This is a genomic window from Micromonospora sp. S4605, assembly GCF_003176715.1.
GTDB lineage: Bacteria > Actinomycetota > Actinomycetes > Mycobacteriales > Micromonosporaceae > Micromonospora > Micromonospora echinaurantiaca.
This window is the reverse complement of the sequence record NZ_QGSW01000251.1, coordinates 1-14,259: the sequence shown is the minus strand read 5'-3', so window position 1 is coordinate 14,259 and position 14,259 is coordinate 1. Positions and strand designations below refer to the sequence as shown.

Here is a 14,259-nt window from a genome sequence, read left to right as displayed (position 1 = left end):
ATGGTGTCGTCGATCTTCACGTACAGTGCGGTCAAGAGGGTGTCCAGGTCTTGCGTCACAACATGATCCTGGATGCCCTCTCTTCATACCCAGACATCGACCCCTGACATCGGAACTACTCGTCTAGTACGCCCGCTGGTCCGCCACTACGTCGAGATGGTCGTCGCGATGACCGTCGGCATGATGGTGATCGGCGCCCTCCGCTCGTTCATCGGGCTCACCGTCCCGTTCGCCGAGCGCCCCGGCGCCGCGTACCTGTTGATGGCGACGGACATGGCGATCGGCATGGCCATCTGGATGGGCGTTCGCCGCCACCCGTGGGCCGCGACCCTCGAGATGTGCGCGGCCATGTACGTCCCGGTCGCGCTGGTGCCCCTGGTGTGGACCGGGGTCATCGGAACGATGTCGTTCATGGTCGCGGTCCACGTCCTCATGCTGACCGCCATGCTGGCCGTGCTCCTGCGCCGCCGCCAGCAACTCGCCCACTGCTGACCCGAGCGACCCCACGCCGGGCAGGCGGCGGATCGGCTCGTCCGGCGGGAGATGATCGGATCGGACCGCAGCGGTCGGGCGCGGGCCAGGATGCTTCGGCCAGGCTCGACGTCGAGAGGAGGCCTCGTGATCACGGCACTCAACCGGCTCGTCGACCTCGTCGAAGAGCACCTCACCGAGGAGTTCGACGTCGACGGACTGGGCAGGGCGGTCGGCACCACCGAATACCACCTGCGCCGGATGTTCTCGTCGTTGGCCGGCATGCCGCTGTCGGAGTACGTGCGCCGGCGCCGGATGACCGTCGCCGCCGCCGACGTCGTCCGGGGCGAGGACGACCTGCTCGCCATCGCCGTCCGTTACGGATATGGCTCGACTGAGGCGTTCGGACGAGCGTTCCGGGCGGTCCACGGCGTCGGTCCGAGCGACGTCCGCCGCGACGGAGGCCCTCTTCGCGTCCAACCCCAGCTCAGGTTCCGCCTGACCGTCGAAGGGAGCATCCCCATGGACACCCGCATCGTCGACCGCCCCGCGTTCCGGCTCGTCGGGCATGCAGCCCGGGTTCCCCTGATCCATCAGGGCGTCAACCCGCACATCCAGCGGCACATCACGGCCCTGCCGCAGGAGGAGCATCTGCGGCTGAAGGCCATCGGCAACACCGAACCGGCGGGCCTGCTGCAGGTCAGTGACGACCTCGACCCGGACGGGACCGAGGGCAGTGAGCTGACCTACCTGCACGGGGTCGCCGTCGCCGGGGACACGCCGGTCCCGGACGACCTCGACGCCATCGAGGTGGCGGCCGGCAGGTGGGCGGTCTTCCGCACCGCCGGACCCCATCCGCAGGCCCTGCAGAACGCCTGGGCCGCGACCGCGACCGAGTGGTTCCCCGCCAACCCGTGGCGGCTGCGCCCGGGGCCCTCGATCGTCGCGGTCCTCGACCGCGCCGACGACTTCAGCACCGCGACCTGCGAGCTGTGGCTGCCCGTCGAACCGACGTGACGGACCGGGCGGAGGTCCGGACGGCATGACGGATCCGGCCCGGCCACCTGCCGAAAGGTGGCCGGGCCGGTGCCCAGAGGCGTCCTCCCGCGTACCGGACCTTCGTTGAAGGCCCGCAGACGTGGCCCCGTTCGGCAGGAAAGGGCGAAACGCTGACCGACGGGCTGCTCGAAAACCGCCTTGTTGTCCTGCCGCGCTGTACCTACTGTGCAGTGATGCCCTCGCGAACCCTGACGGTGACCTTCGACGCGCACGACCCGACCCGCCTGGCGCAGTTCTGGGCCGGCCTGCTCGGCCGGGAGGTCGTCGAGGACGCCGGTGGTGCGCTCCTGCCCGGTGACGACACCCAGGTCAGCCTCCGGTTCGCCCCGAGCCGCGCGGAGCAGGTGGCGTCGGCCCGCCGGCTGCACCTGCACCTGACCAGCGCCAGAGCCGACGACCAGCAGCACACGGTCGCCGCGGCGCTGAGGCTCGGCGGCGGCCACCTCGACGTCGGGCAGCGCCCCGAGGAGGGGCACATCGTCCTGGCCGATCCCGAGGGCAACGCGTTCTGTGTGATCGAGGCGGGCAACAACTTCCTCGCCGGGTGCGGCCTGCTCGGCGAGGTCGCCTGCGACGGCACCCGCGCGGTCGGCCTGTTCTGGAGCGAGGCGCTCGGCTGGCCGCTGGTGTGGGATCAGGACGAGGAGACCGCGATCCAGTCGCCGCACGGCGGCACGAAGGTCGCGTGGGGAGGCCCGCCGGTGACCCCGAAGGAGGGCCGGAACCGGCAGCGTTTCGAGCTCGCCCCGGCCGGTGGTGACCAGCAGGCCGAGGTAGACCGGCTGATCTCCCTCGGTGCCACCCGGCTCGAGGTCGGTGCGGACGGCGCCGTCGTGCTGGCCGACCCCGACGGCAACGAGTTCAGCGTCAGCCGGACCTGACCCGGCACGGCGGTCGGGTCGCTCTCGGAAGCGCCGACCCGGCCGCGCGGCGGTCACGTCCGGTTGGGTGCGCCGAGCAGGTACCGCAGCTCGTCCAGCATGACGACCAGCACGCCGACGACCAGCGCGCCGGCGACGGCCGCGACCGCTTCGCCCGGGCGTACGGACCCGGCCGGGGCGAGCGCGCCGGCGGCAGCGACGGCGATGAGGAACGCGTTTCGCCACACGTGGTGCCGGCCCAGCGGCGTGGCGGTGCGGCCGAAACACCGGCAGGTGCCGCCGCCGCGACGCAGGTTCGCGGCGATGGCGACGGTGAAGGCGACCAGCAGGGCGGCCGAGGTGACGAAACCGGCCAGCGGGAACACCGCCAGCAGGACGACGGCGGTGAACTCGGCGGTCACCACGGCCGCGGCGAGGGGCCCGGCCGGCCGGTAGCCCATGTCCCGGACCGAGTTCGTGAACTCGCGGTACGCGGCCCGCCCGGACACCTTGCCGACCGCCGCCGCCAGCAGCACCGTGCCGAGCAGCATCCGGCACCCGATCTCGACGTACATGTCACCGCCTCCCCTTGGCCACGCCGAGGATCGCCTCGCGTGGCACCGCCCCGAAATGCCGCGAGTCCTGGCTGTGGGCGTTGTCCCCGCGTACCGACACGGCGCCGTCAGCCTCGACCCGGTGCACGCGTTTGACCATCCACGTCAGGTCCGCCTCCGGAACGACGTCGCGGGCCCGGAAGACGACCAGGTCACCGGCGGTCGGCGCCCGCCCGACGCGGACGAGGAGCCGGTCGCCGTCGCGCAGCGTCGGCGCCATGCTCTGCCCGCGTACGACCACCAGCCGCCAGCGGCGGCGTAGCCAGCCGGTCACGACGCCGCCAGTTGGTAGCCGTCGGCCTGGAGGCGGAACAGCCGCGCGTACTCGCCGTCGGCCGCCATCAGCTCGTCGTGCCCGCCCGATTCGACGACGCGTCCGGCGTCGAGCACGACGATGCGCCGCGCGTCGCGCAGGGTGCTGAGCCGGTGGGAGATCAACAGGCCGGTGCGGCCGTGCCGGATCCGGGCCAGCGACGCGTGCACCCGGGTTTCGGCATCGGCGTCGAGTCCGGAGCTGGGCTCGTCCAGGATGAGCAGGTCGGCGTCGGCGCGCATCAGCGACCTGGCCAGCGCGACCCGCTGCCACTGCCCGCCGGAGAGCGTCACCCCGGGCTCGCCGTCCTGGTCGGCGAAGGTACGGCTGAGCAACGTGCCGTACCCGTGGGGGAGGGCGCGGAGCCGGTCGTGGATCTCGGCGCGGGCGGCGGCCTCCTCGACCTGTTCGGCCGTGTGCGGCAGCCGGCCGATGCCGACGTTCTCCTCGGCGGTGAGGTCGTAGCACATGAAGTCCTGGAACACCGCCCCCATCCGCCGGCGCACCGTCTCGACCCGCAGCTCGCGCAGGTCCACGCCGTCCCAGGTGATCCGGCCGCGGTCGGGGTCGTAGAACCGGCAGAGCAGCTTGACCAGGGTGCTCTTGCCGGCACCGTTGAGCCCGACCAGCCCGACGGCCTCACCGGCGGTGATCGTGAGGTCGACGCCCCGCAGGATCCACGGGCCGGTCTCGTCGTAGCGGAACCACACGTCCTCGAACCTGATTCCGGAGCGCAGCGGCGGCGCTGGACGAGACCCGTCGGCCAGGTCGGCGGGACTGTCGAGGACGGCGACGTAGTGCCGGAACAGCCGCACGGCCGCGCCGGCCTCGCCGAGCTGGCTGGCGATGCCGGCCAGCCCGCTGTGCGCCGCGCCGAACGCGGCCAGCAGGAGGGTGAGGTCGCCGAGGCTGAGCCGGCCGCGGACCGCGGCGTTCACCGCGATCACCGTCGCGGCGAGCGTCACCGCGGCGCCGGCCAGCGCCCACCAGGTCTGCACCACCGTGGCGTGCCGGGCGGCGGCCAGCTCGATCCGGGCGGCAGCCCGCACGGCGCCGGTGAGCCGGTCGTGGAAGAACCGGCCGAGGTGGTAGAGGCGCACCTCCCGGGTGGCGCGCAGGTCGGTCAGCACGGCCTGGAACAGGAACCGGGCCCGGAACAGGCCGGCGCTGTCCTCGACCGCCCGCGCGGCCCGCCGGGACAGCCGCAGTTGGATGAGGAACTCGGGCACGGCCACGGCGAGCAGGAGCAGGCCGGCCGGCGGCCAGAGGGACGCCAGGATCGCGGCGAAGCCGCCGATGGTGACGACGTTCTGGGCCACGCTGACCGCGAACATGACGACCGCGTACGGAGCCTGGTCGGCGGCCTGCTGGGCCAGCGCCAGCCGGTCGCGCAGGGCCGGCTGCTCGAACGGGCCCAGCCCGAGGAAGCTGTTCAGTTTCCGGTACAGCCGCACGTCGGCGGCGATCGTGATGGCGTGCTGCAACGCCGTGGTGAAGTAGCCGGACACGCGGTTGGCGATCGCCGCCAGGGCACCCAGGACGGCGATCGCCACGGCGTACCAGGTGGCGGTCGACGGGCTCGCCGCGCGGCCCCTGCTGACCTCGTCGAACAGCAGCTTCGTGAACCACGCGATGCCGAGCGGTGGCACCGCGCCGACGAGGACGAGGGCGACCATGGCGGTGAGCGCCTTCGGGTCGGCGCAGCCAAGCCGCAGGGCGGCTCGCAGCGTCGCCACGTCTCAGGCCAGGACCGGAAGCTGGTGGCTGGCGCCGACGACGACGCCGTCGACCACCGACAGCACGGCGGGGAACCCCTTGACCCGGAACTCCTTCTCGGCCTGCGCCTCGGAGATCGTCGCCGTGTCGAAGGCGGCCAGGCGGGGGGCCATCGCCGCCGTCTCCGCCGGCGTGCCGATCATGAACACCAGGGTGTCGTGGCGGTAGCGCTCGGCGTCGTCGGTGAGCGCCTCCAGGAGATCCTGGCAGGGTGGGCAGCTGGGGGTCAGCATCACCACCGTGCGCCGGCCGGTGGCCAGGTCGGCGTGCGGGGAGCCGCTGACATCCAGGCCCGGGGCGGGCAGCACCTCGGGAACGGGCTCGCCACCGTGGTCGTGGGCGTGGCCGGCCTGCACCTCGCGCAGCCGCCGGGCGAGGGCCAGGGTCAGGACGAGGTTGAGCACGGCGACCGCGCCGACGACGGCGATGGCGGCGTAGGCGAAACCTGACATGGGAACTCCTCGGCGAGTCAGAGGGTGGGGGCCGCGCCGGACGGCGCGGCCCCCGGGGGAAGTCAGGTCAGCAGACGCCGACCTTCTTGGTGTAGCAGATCGGCCGCGACGTCGAGGTCACGCAGGAGCCGTAGCAGTTGTAGTAGCCCTGCCGGTAGTAGCGGAAGTACGTGCCGCCCGAGCAGTAGCCGTTGGACGCGACGCACCCGCACGCCTGGCCGTTCTCCGGCACGCAGGCGCCGGCCTCCTCGCGGCCGAGCACCTTGCCGAGCACGGCGTCGCCGACGCGGGTGATGATCCTGGTCATGGGCAAACCTCCTTGTGGGGGTGGTTGCCCATCACTGTGCGGGCCGCCGCTGCGCGCGCCCTGCGCTGCTACTGCGCGCCGGCTGCGCTCCGCCAGCCCACCAGCCGTCCGCGCAGGTCGTCGACGTACGCGGCGTCGAAGTGCTCGAAGATGCGCAGCGCCTCCTCGCCCAGCGCGACGGCCCGCTCGGGCCTGCCCAGGGCGGCCTGCGCACGCGCCAGCAGGCTCAGCGAGTTCGCCAGCGGGAACGGCTGCCCCAGGCCGCGCAGCATCGCCACCGAGCCTTCCAGTTCGGGCACCGCCCGTCCCGCGTCGCCCTCCTCCAGGTGCACCTTGCCGAGCAGCCGGCGGGAGATCGCCTCGCCCCACTCGTGGCGCATCTCGCGGAACGCCGACACCGTCCGGGTCAGCAGCCGGCGCGCGGCGTCGGTGTCGCCGGCGGCGAGGTGCGTCGCGGCCAGCGCCTGCTCGGCGGTGGTCACGCTGACCCGGTCGCCGAGCCGGCGCGCGGCGGTCACCGCCTGCCGTAGCTGCTCCAGAGCCTGCGGCCACTGCTCGGCGTGCCGGTGCAGCAGCCCGATGCTCTCCCGCGCGAGCGCCTCGCCCCACAGGTCACCACCATCGGAAAATAGCCCAAGGGCCGCGGTGAGGGCGGCGTGGGCGAACGGTGAGGTGAGTTGGTACTGCCCGTGTTGCTCGCCGAGGGTCAGCAGCACGTGCCCGCCGACCGGGCCGACCGGCCAGTGCGCCGCGCACGTCCGCACCATCAGCAGCAGCGCGGCGTCCGCCTCCCGCAGCCGGCCGAGGTGACGGCAGCACAGCGAGTAGCCGTGCAGCGCGACGAGCCGGTGTGCCACCAGCGGCCCGCGGCTGTCCCGGTGTGCCGCGCGCAGCAGCGGAACGGCCTCGGCGTGCCGGTTCACCATCCGGTAGGCCGTGCCCAGGTGCAGCCGCAGCGACATCCGGGTCGGCGCCGGCAGGTCGGCGGCGCGGTCGAGCACGCCGCGCAGGCAGTCGACGAAGTCGGGCAGGTGCTGGCTGCGCATCATCGCGAAGTTGCCCATCGTGCAGGCCAACCGCCCCGCCAGGTCGACCGCGTCCAGCCGGAGCAGGTCCCGCACCGCCGCGACCAGGTTCTCCCGCTCCGCCTCGAACCAGTCGACGGCGTCCCAGGCGTCGATCGCGGACACCGCGTCCGCCACCGGCAGGGCCTTGCAGGGCAGCGCCGCGGCGGCGCGTTCGGCGTACGCGTGCAGTCGTCCGTACCAGGCGACCACCTGGTCGGCGCTCACCTCGGTGCGCTCCCGGGCGTGCAGCCGGACCAGGTCGTGCATGCGGACCCTGCCGCCGGGCTCGGCGGTCAGCAGGTGGGCCCGGCACAGCTGTTCCAGCAGCGGCTCGGTGCTGTCGTCCCACATGCCGAAGCTGCGCAGCGACGTACGGCTGAGCACCGCGAGCAGCCGTGCGGCGGGCGGTGGCAACCGCTCGAACCCGACGGTGAAGCTGCTGCGCACGTCGAGCCCGTCGAGCGACAGCTCATCGAGGCGGCGCCGCTCGTCGCGCAGCCGGTCGCGCAGCCGCGCCACCGGCATCGCCTCCCGCTCGGCCAGCCGTACGCCGGCAATGCGCAACGCGAGCGGCAGGCGGCCGCACAGCTCCACCACGTCGACGGCCGCCGCGGCCTCGCGATCGAGCCGCTCCGCGCCGGCGAGCCCGGCCAGCAGGTCGAGGCCGTCGTTGACCGGCAGGACGTCGAGCGGGACGACCTCGGTGCCCGGCAGCCCGGGCAACGCCGCCGTGCTGGTGACGAGCGCAGCGCTGCCGGCGGGCGGCAGCAGCGGGCGCACCTGCGCCGCGTCCGCCGCGCTGTCCAGCATCACCAGCATGGGCTGGTCGGCGAGCACGGAACGGTACAGCGCCGCGCGTTCATCGACCGCCGCCGGGATGGCCTCGCCGGCCACCCCGAGGGCGCGCAGGAAGGCGCCGAGCACCGTGCCGGGCCGCGTCGGGTCCGTGGTGTTGCCGCGCAGGTCCGCGTAGAGGCACCCGGCCGGGAAGCGGTGGCGGCTCTCGTGCGCCGCGCGCAGCGCGAGGGTGGTCTTGCCCGTTCCCGCGAGCCCGGTCACGACGACGATCTGCGCGGCCCCGGTGGCTGGGGGGTTGCGCCCCAGCAACGACAGCAGCAGCCCGAGCTCCTTGTCCCGGCCGACGAAGTCGCCGGGGACGCCCGGGAGCTGGTTGGGGCGAACCCGCGCCGGCGGGGACGGCTCCTGCTCGCTGCCGAGAATTTCCCGGTGCATCTGTCGCAGCTGCGGCCCCGGGTCGATGCCGTGCTCCTCGGCGAGGAGGCGGGCTCCGGTCCGGTACACGGCGAGCGCCTCCGCCTTCCGGCCGCTGCGGTGCAGGGCCACCATGAGCTGGCCGCGCAGCCGCTCCCGGAGGGGCCGGTCACGCACCAGCGTGGTCAGTTCCGGCACCAGCTCCTGATGCAGTCCGAGGGACAGCAGAGCCTCGACGCGCAGCTCGACCGCGTGCTCGCGGAGCTCGTGCAGGCGGTCACGCTCGACGTCGACCAGCCTCGCGTCGACGTCGACGAACGCGTCGTCGCGCCAGCGCGCCAGCGCCCGGTCGAGCAGCTCCACGGCACAGCGGGCGTCGGTGGCGGTCGCGGCGGCCCGCACGTCGGCGGCGAACTCCGCCGCGTCCAGCACCGCCGCGGCGTTCAGCTCGTAGCCGGGTGACCTGGTGAGGATCAGCTCGGGCGTCGCACCGCGCCGGACCGAGGCGACGAGCGCCTGGACCCGGTTGCGCGCACCCGTCGGCGGGTGGTCCGGCCAGAGTCCGTCGATCAGGCGGTCGACGGAGACGATGCGTCCATGATGGGCCGCCAGGCTCGCGACGAACGCCCGTTCCAGCGGGGCGAGCGACACAGCTACCCCGTCGACGCTCAACTCGATCCGTCCGAGGACGCCGATCCGATACCCGCGCACCGCGCAAAGCTAGCGCGGCGGCCACTGGTTGCGCTTTGGGCGGTTCGCCCGACCTGCTGCCGCCGCGCCTGGCCCGGGCGGCGGGTGCGGTGCGGGTCGGCCCGGATCGCGACGGCCACAGTGATCAATACCTCACCGGGCGCTCGGGGGTCTCGCCCCGGCCATCGACGTCGATAGGGTGCGGGCCGGTCTGTCTATCCAGAAGGGACACATCCTGATGCTGCGTCGGATCACGTCGCTCTTCGCGGCGACGGTGCTCGCCGTGGTCACGTCCGTCACCGTTGCCGCCTCGCCGGCCATGGCCGGCGCGAACGCGATGGCCTGGACGTACGCCGGTGGAACCGCCCGGGGCCAGGCCGTCTGGTACCACGACGGGGACAGCCTCAAGGTCTGCGACATGAGCGCCGACGGCCGCGGCATCCGGGGCGTCATCTACTCGTACAACTCCGCGGGCGGCTACTGGGTGAACGAGTTCTCGGTCGCCGACTCGAACTCCTCGGACGGCTGCAAGACCGGGTCGAAGAACGTGCCGGACGGGCGGAAGGTCGAGGTCGTGGTCTACCAGTACTGGTCCGACTCGACGTGCTGCGCCGAGAGCTCGTACGGCGTCGCCTGAGCTGACCGGACGCCGGCCCGTCCGTTCCCGGCGGGCCGGCCCGCCGGTGGCTTCCGCCCGGGTCGGCGCCCGGCCGAACCTGGCCAGCCGACCGGTGCAAGGCCGGCCCGACCGCGGTCAGGGCCGGTGCTGGCCCGGCCGACGGCGGATGATGCCCAGGTCGGTGGCGGCGGCGGTGGCGGCGGTGCGCGAGTCGACGCCGAGCTTGGTGTAGATGCGGGCCAGGTGGGATTTCACTGTTCCCTCGGTGAGGTGGAGGCGGCGCCCGATGGCCTGGTTCGACAGCCCGTCGGCGACCAGGGCGAGGACCTCGGTCTCCCGCCGGGTCAGCGCGGTGCCGGGTGTGCGCAGCCGGTTCATGAGCCGGTCCGCGACCGCCGGGGCCAGGGTGGCGCGGCCGGCGGCGGCGGTGCGTACGGCGGCGGCCAGGTCCTCGGTGGGGGCGTCCTTGAGCAGGTATCCGGTGGCACCGGCCTCGATGGCGGGCAGGGTGTCGGCGTCGGAGTCGTAGGTGGTGACGATCAGGACGCGGGGGGCGTCCGGTCGGGCGGTGATCGCGGCGGTGGCCTCGGCGCCGTTCATGCCTGCGCCGAACTGCAGGTCCATCAGCACGACGTCGATGTCGCCCTGGGCGGCGCGGGCGACGGCACCCTCGGCGGTGTCGGCCTCGGCCACGACCACGAGACCGGGTTCGGCCGCCAGCACGGCGCGCAGCCCGGCCCGCACGACGGGGTGGTCGTCGGCGAGGAGCAGTCGGATCGGGCTGTCGCTCATGAGTCGGCGTCGGGTTCGTCAGCGCCACGGGTGACGAGGGGTAGTCGGGCGGCCAGGGCGGTGCCGTGGCCGGGAGCGGATTCGACGCTCAGGCTGCCGCCGACCGACCGCATGCGGGCGCGCATGGCGGCCAGGCCGAACCCGCCGTCCTCGGATCGTCGCGGGAGCGGTTGGCCGGGATCGAAGCCGGTCCCGTCGTCCACGACGCCGAGGACGACGTGGTCGCCGAGGTAGTTGAGGGTGAGCGCCGCGGTGGTGGCGTCGGCATGGCGGACGGTGTTGGCCAGGGCGGACTGGGCGACCCGTAGCAGAGCGACCTCGTGTGCGGTGGGCAGCGGGACAGGGGTGCCGGTGACCCGGAAGTGTGCGGTGACCCGGTGCCGAGCGCTGGTGGTGGCGCACAGCCGCTCCAGCGCGCCGGCCAGCGTGGCGCCGGCCAGGGCCGGCGGGCTGAGGGCGGCGACGAAGCGGCGTGCCTCGGCGAGATTGTCCACGGCGGCCTGGCGGGCCTGGCCCACGTAGTCGACGGCGGCCTCCGGCCCGCCGGGCAGGGCGCGTTCGGCGGCGCGCAGCAGCAGCTCGATGCTGGACAGGCCCTGGGCGAGCGTGTCGTGGATCTCGCGGGCGAGACGCTCCCGCTCGGCCAGCACACCGGCGTCGTGCTGCGCTCGAGCGAGGTCCGCGCGGGTCGCGGTGAGCTGCTCGATCAGGCGCCGCCGTTGTTCGCTCTCCCGGTACAAAGCCTGGTATCCCCACACCACCGCCACCGCCACCGCGGCGCCGAGCGCCGGGCCGATCACCAGGGCGGTGCTGAAGGAGCCCCGGTGGCCGGCGAGGGCGATGATCGCCGCCAGCGCGGTCGCGGCCACGGCTAGCAGGCCGGCCCGCCGCGGCAGCAGGTGTAGCTGGAGGAAGTACAGCGGGAAGGCGACCCACACCCCGTCGGGGGACAGGGCCAGCAGCACCAACCACGCCGCTGCCATCGCGACCAGCCACCAGACGGCGGCCCTCCGGCGGCGACGGATGCCGGGCAGGAGCGCGCCGGCCGCGTACACCAGCGCGAACACCGCCGCGGCGACGACGATGATCGCGGCATCCGGTCTGCCGTCGGCCACGGCGCGTGCGCCGGCCAGGACGAGCAGGGTGACGACCAGCAGGTGGAGGCACCAGGCCAGGGCCCGGGTGGCGGGGGTCAGGGCGGGAGCGGTGGTGTCCACAGGTCCTCCACCTTAGGAAGCGGACCGGCGAGCGGCCTCCATCAAAAGTTAGAACCCGCGTGCCGCCTTCCGGGCCCGGAAGTGCCAATCCATGGCAGATGCCCGGGCCGGGGCCTGGCGGGGACCGTGGAGGTCACCACTTCACCGTCAGAAGGGCAGGCCAGGGCCGTGTTCGTCGCCTGGAGAGACCTGAAGTTCGCCAAGGGGCGGTTTGCCCTGATGGGCACGGTCATCGTGCTGATCACCCTGCTGGTCGGCCTGCTGTCCGGGCTGACCGCCGGTCTGGCCCAGCAGAACGTCTCCGCGATCACCGGCCTGCCCGCCGACAAGATCGCCTTCGGTCCACCGAGCGGCGGGCGGGACCTCTCGTACGCCAACTCCACCGTCACGGAGATGCAGTGGCGGCGGTGGGCCCAGACTCCGGGGGTCACCAGCGCCGAACCGATCGGCATCACGACGACCAGGGCCGCTGCGGGCGACAGGAGCGCCGGGGTCTCCGCCTTCGGCGTCCTGCCGGGCTCCCGGCTCGCCCCGGACAGCGGCAAGCTCGACGGACAGCGGGTGGTGCTGTCCGCCCCGGCCGCCGACGACCTGGGCCTGGCGTCGGGCGACCAGCTCACCCTGGCCGGGCAGCGCCTGACAGTAGCCGCCATCCACGGCGACGCGTTCTTCAGCCACACCCCCGTCATCTGGACCAGTCTCGGCGTCTGGCAGCAGATCGCACCGCCCACCGGCGGCAGCGGCGGCCCGACCGCTACCGTGATCGCCCTGACCACCACCGCCGGCGCCGACGTGGCAGCCGCCGACCGGGCCGCGGGCACCAGGACGACCTCCAGGAACGACTCGCTGTCCGCGATCGGCTCCTACACCTCCGAAAACGGCTCCCTGCAGCTCATGCGTGGTTTCCTGTTCGCTATCTCCGCTCTGGTCATCGGTGCCTTCTTCACCGTCTGGACCATCCAGCGCAGCACCGACGTCGCCGTCCTCAAGGCCCTCGGCGCCCCCGCCGCTCACCTGCTGAAGGACGCCCTCGGCCAGGCCGTCGTCCTGCTCGCCGGCGGCACGCTGATCGGCACCGGCATCGCCGCCGGTCTCGGCGCCGTCGTCTCCGGTTCGGCCGTGCCGTTCGTCCTGGCCCCCGCCACGGTTCTCGTTCCGGCCGCGGTGATGATCCTGCTCGGCGTGCTCGGGGCCGCCCTGTCCATCCGCCGGATCACCTCCGTCGACCCGCTCACCGCCCTGGGAGCCGCCCGATGAGCCTCAGCCTGACCGACGTCACCCTCACCTATCCCGACGGGGATTCCCGCCTGACCGCCCTCGACCGCGTCACCCTGGACGTCGCCAAGGGCAGCCTGACCGCCGTCGTCGGCCCCTCGGGCTCCGGCAAGTCGAGCCTCCTCGCGGTCGCCGCCACCCTGATCACTCCTGACTCCGGCGTCCTCGCCATCGACGGCACGACCACCTCCGGCCTGCCCCGCGCACAACTGACCGACCTTCGCCGCCGCACGATCGGTATCGTCTTCCAGCAGCCGCACCTGCTGCCGTCTCTGACCGCCGCCGAACAACTGCAGGTTCTGGCCGAGATCGACGGCCGGTCTGCCGCCAAGGCCCGTGGCCGTGCCATGGAACTGCTCGACGCCGTCGGTCTCGCCGGCCAGGCCCGGCGCCACCCGCACCAGCTCTCCGGTGGTCAACGTCAGCGCGTCAACATCGCCCGGGCGCTGATGAACGACCCCACCATCCTGCTGGTCGACGAACCCACCAGCGCCCTCGACCGCGAACGAGGCGCGGCGGTCATCGACCTGATCACGCGCCTCACCCACCAGCAGGGCACGGCTACCGTCCTGGTCACTCACGACCGCGCCCACCTCGCGGCCGTCGACCGGGTCGTCGAGATGCACGACGGACGCCTCCGCGTCCCGACACCAGCCTGACTGGGCACACCGTCCGGAATGCCGGTGAGCGGAGAGGATGGGCGCGGCCGCCGCGCTCCGGTTGCCGATCGGTCAGGTGGCTGCCTTCGCTTCGCCGATGGCCTGGTCCAGGATCTCCAGGCCGAGGGCCAGCTCCTCAACCGTCGCGGTGAGCGGCGGCGCGATCCGGAAGGTGCCACCCATGCCGGGCAGTTGCACGACGTTCATGTGGAGCCCGAGTTCGAGACAGCGGCGGGTGATCCGGGCGCCGAGAGCGTCCGAGCGCTGCCGCGTCTCCCGGTCGACGACGAGTTCGACGCCCTGCATCAGGCCGCGTCCCCGTACGTCTCCCACGACGTGGTGCCGGCCGCGTATCTCGAGCAGGCCAGCGCGGAGGAACTCGCCGAGATCCCGCGCCCGGACGTCCATCTGTTCCTCTTCGAGGACGTCGAGCACGGTGTTGCCGACGGCGGCGACGAGCGGATCGGACACGTGGGTGGTGTAGAAGAGGTACCCGCGCTCGTGTGCCGTGCGTTCGATCTCCTCGCTGGTGACCACCGCGGCGAGCGGTAGGCCGGCGCCCAGCGTCTTGGAGAGGGTGAGGATGTCGGGCACGATGCCGTCGCGCTGGAACGCGTACCACGTGCCGGTGCGGCACAGACCGGTCTGCGCCTCGTCGACGATCAGCAGCATGCCGCGCTCACGGCACTTGGCTGCCAGCGCGGCGAAGTAGCCCGGGGGCGGCTCGATGACGCCGCCGGAGCTGAGGATCGGTTCGACGATGCAGGCCGCGAGACTTCCCGACGACTGGGCGTCGACGAGGGCGAAGCCGTAGTCGAGTTGCCGCTGCCAGTCCAACTCGCCGTCCGGGGTGGTGAAGTCGGGACGGTACGGGTT

General features: G+C 73.2%; 15 protein-coding genes. 6 read left to right on the top strand and 9 right to left on the bottom strand.

Annotation, left to right across the window (positions count from 1 at the left end):
- Window positions 1-72 precede the first annotated feature (72 nt).
- The 3 genes from DLJ47_RS22540 (at window position 73) to DLJ47_RS22530 (ending at window position 2,411) form a co-directional block, all read left to right on the top strand.
- A complete protein-coding gene (locus DLJ47_RS22540; protein ID WP_199235970.1) occupies window positions 73-492 on the top strand; it encodes a hypothetical protein in 420 nt (139 codons plus the stop codon).
- A 126-nt stretch (window positions 493-618) separates the two neighbouring features.
- Window positions 619-1,488 carry an AraC family transcriptional regulator gene (locus DLJ47_RS22535; RefSeq protein ID WP_109902464.1) on the top strand — a complete coding sequence of 290 codons (870 nt, stop codon included), beginning with the start codon at window positions 619-621 and terminating at the stop codon, window positions 1,486-1,488.
- A gap of 215 nt (window positions 1,489-1,703) precedes the next feature.
- Window positions 1,704-2,411 (top strand): VOC family protein, encoded by a 708-nt coding sequence (locus tag DLJ47_RS22530; RefSeq protein WP_109902462.1) that lies wholly within the window; start codon window positions 1,704-1,706, stop codon window positions 2,409-2,411.
- A 53-nt stretch (window positions 2,412-2,464) separates the two neighbouring features.
- On the opposite strand, the gene DLJ47_RS22525 is transcribed toward DLJ47_RS22530, so the two are convergent.
- From DLJ47_RS22525 to DLJ47_RS22500, 6 genes are all read right to left on the bottom strand, one after another.
- Window positions 2,465-2,965 (bottom strand): MauE/DoxX family redox-associated membrane protein, encoded by a 501-nt coding sequence (locus DLJ47_RS22525; protein WP_109902460.1) that lies wholly within the window; start codon window positions 2,963-2,965, stop codon window positions 2,465-2,467.
- Between the two features lies 1 nt (window position 2,966).
- Window positions 2,967-3,278 carry a S24/S26 family peptidase gene (locus DLJ47_RS22520; protein ID WP_109902458.1) on the bottom strand — a complete coding sequence of 104 codons (312 nt, stop codon included), beginning with the start codon at window positions 3,276-3,278 and terminating at the stop codon, window positions 2,967-2,969.
- Window positions 3,275-5,053: an ABC transporter ATP-binding protein gene (locus tag DLJ47_RS22515; protein WP_109902456.1), complete on the bottom strand. Its 1,779-nt coding sequence runs from the start codon at window positions 5,051-5,053 to the stop codon at window positions 3,275-3,277. The genes DLJ47_RS22520 and DLJ47_RS22515 overlap by 4 nt, the downstream gene beginning before the upstream one ends.
- Before the next feature lie 3 nt (window positions 5,054-5,056).
- Window positions 5,057-5,545, bottom strand: a complete 489-nt coding sequence (locus DLJ47_RS22510) for a hypothetical protein (RefSeq protein ID WP_109902454.1) — start codon at window positions 5,543-5,545, stop codon at window positions 5,057-5,059.
- Window positions 5,546-5,612: 67 nt separating this feature from the next.
- On the bottom strand, window positions 5,613-5,852 hold the full coding sequence (locus DLJ47_RS22505; protein WP_109902452.1) for a hypothetical protein: 240 nt from the start codon (window positions 5,850-5,852) through the stop codon (window positions 5,613-5,615).
- A 68-nt stretch (window positions 5,853-5,920) separates the two neighbouring features.
- Entirely contained in the window at window positions 5,921-8,842 is a 2,922-nt protein-coding gene (locus DLJ47_RS22500; RefSeq protein ID WP_109902450.1) for an AfsR/SARP family transcriptional regulator, read from the bottom strand.
- A 217-nt stretch (window positions 8,843-9,059) separates the two neighbouring features.
- Between DLJ47_RS22500 and DLJ47_RS22495 the strand changes: the two genes are divergently transcribed.
- Window positions 9,060-9,458 carry a hypothetical protein gene (locus tag DLJ47_RS22495; protein ID WP_088993147.1) on the top strand — a complete coding sequence of 133 codons (399 nt, stop codon included), beginning with the start codon at window positions 9,060-9,062 and terminating at the stop codon, window positions 9,456-9,458.
- 117 nt (window positions 9,459-9,575) lie between these two features.
- Here DLJ47_RS22495 and DLJ47_RS22490 read toward each other — a convergent pair whose 3' ends face one another.
- Together DLJ47_RS22490 and DLJ47_RS22485 are read right to left on the bottom strand one after the other, a co-directional pair.
- Window positions 9,576-10,232 carry a response regulator gene (locus DLJ47_RS22490; protein WP_109902448.1) on the bottom strand — a complete coding sequence of 219 codons (657 nt, stop codon included), beginning with the start codon at window positions 10,230-10,232 and terminating at the stop codon, window positions 9,576-9,578.
- Entirely contained in the window at window positions 10,229-11,449 is a 1,221-nt protein-coding gene (locus tag DLJ47_RS22485; RefSeq protein ID WP_109902446.1) for a sensor histidine kinase, read from the bottom strand. The genes DLJ47_RS22490 and DLJ47_RS22485 overlap by 4 nt, the downstream gene beginning before the upstream one ends.
- A 168-nt stretch (window positions 11,450-11,617) precedes the next feature.
- Between DLJ47_RS22485 and DLJ47_RS22480 the strand changes: the two genes are divergently transcribed.
- Window positions 11,618-12,706 carry an ABC transporter permease gene (locus DLJ47_RS22480; RefSeq protein WP_109902444.1) on the top strand — a complete coding sequence of 363 codons (1,089 nt, stop codon included), beginning with the start codon at window positions 11,618-11,620 and terminating at the stop codon, window positions 12,704-12,706.
- The gene (locus DLJ47_RS22475; RefSeq protein WP_109902442.1) at window positions 12,703-13,383 is read left to right on the top strand and encodes an ABC transporter ATP-binding protein; all 681 of its coding nucleotides are present in this window, start codon (window positions 12,703-12,705) and stop codon (window positions 13,381-13,383) included. Before DLJ47_RS22480 ends, DLJ47_RS22475 begins: the two co-directional genes overlap by 4 nt.
- A 72-nt stretch (window positions 13,384-13,455) precedes the next feature.
- On the opposite strand, the gene DLJ47_RS22470 is transcribed toward DLJ47_RS22475, so the two are convergent.
- Window positions 13,456-14,259, bottom strand: an 804-nt coding sequence (locus DLJ47_RS22470; RefSeq protein WP_146228166.1) for an aspartate aminotransferase family protein, incomplete at its 5' end; no start/stop codon positions are given.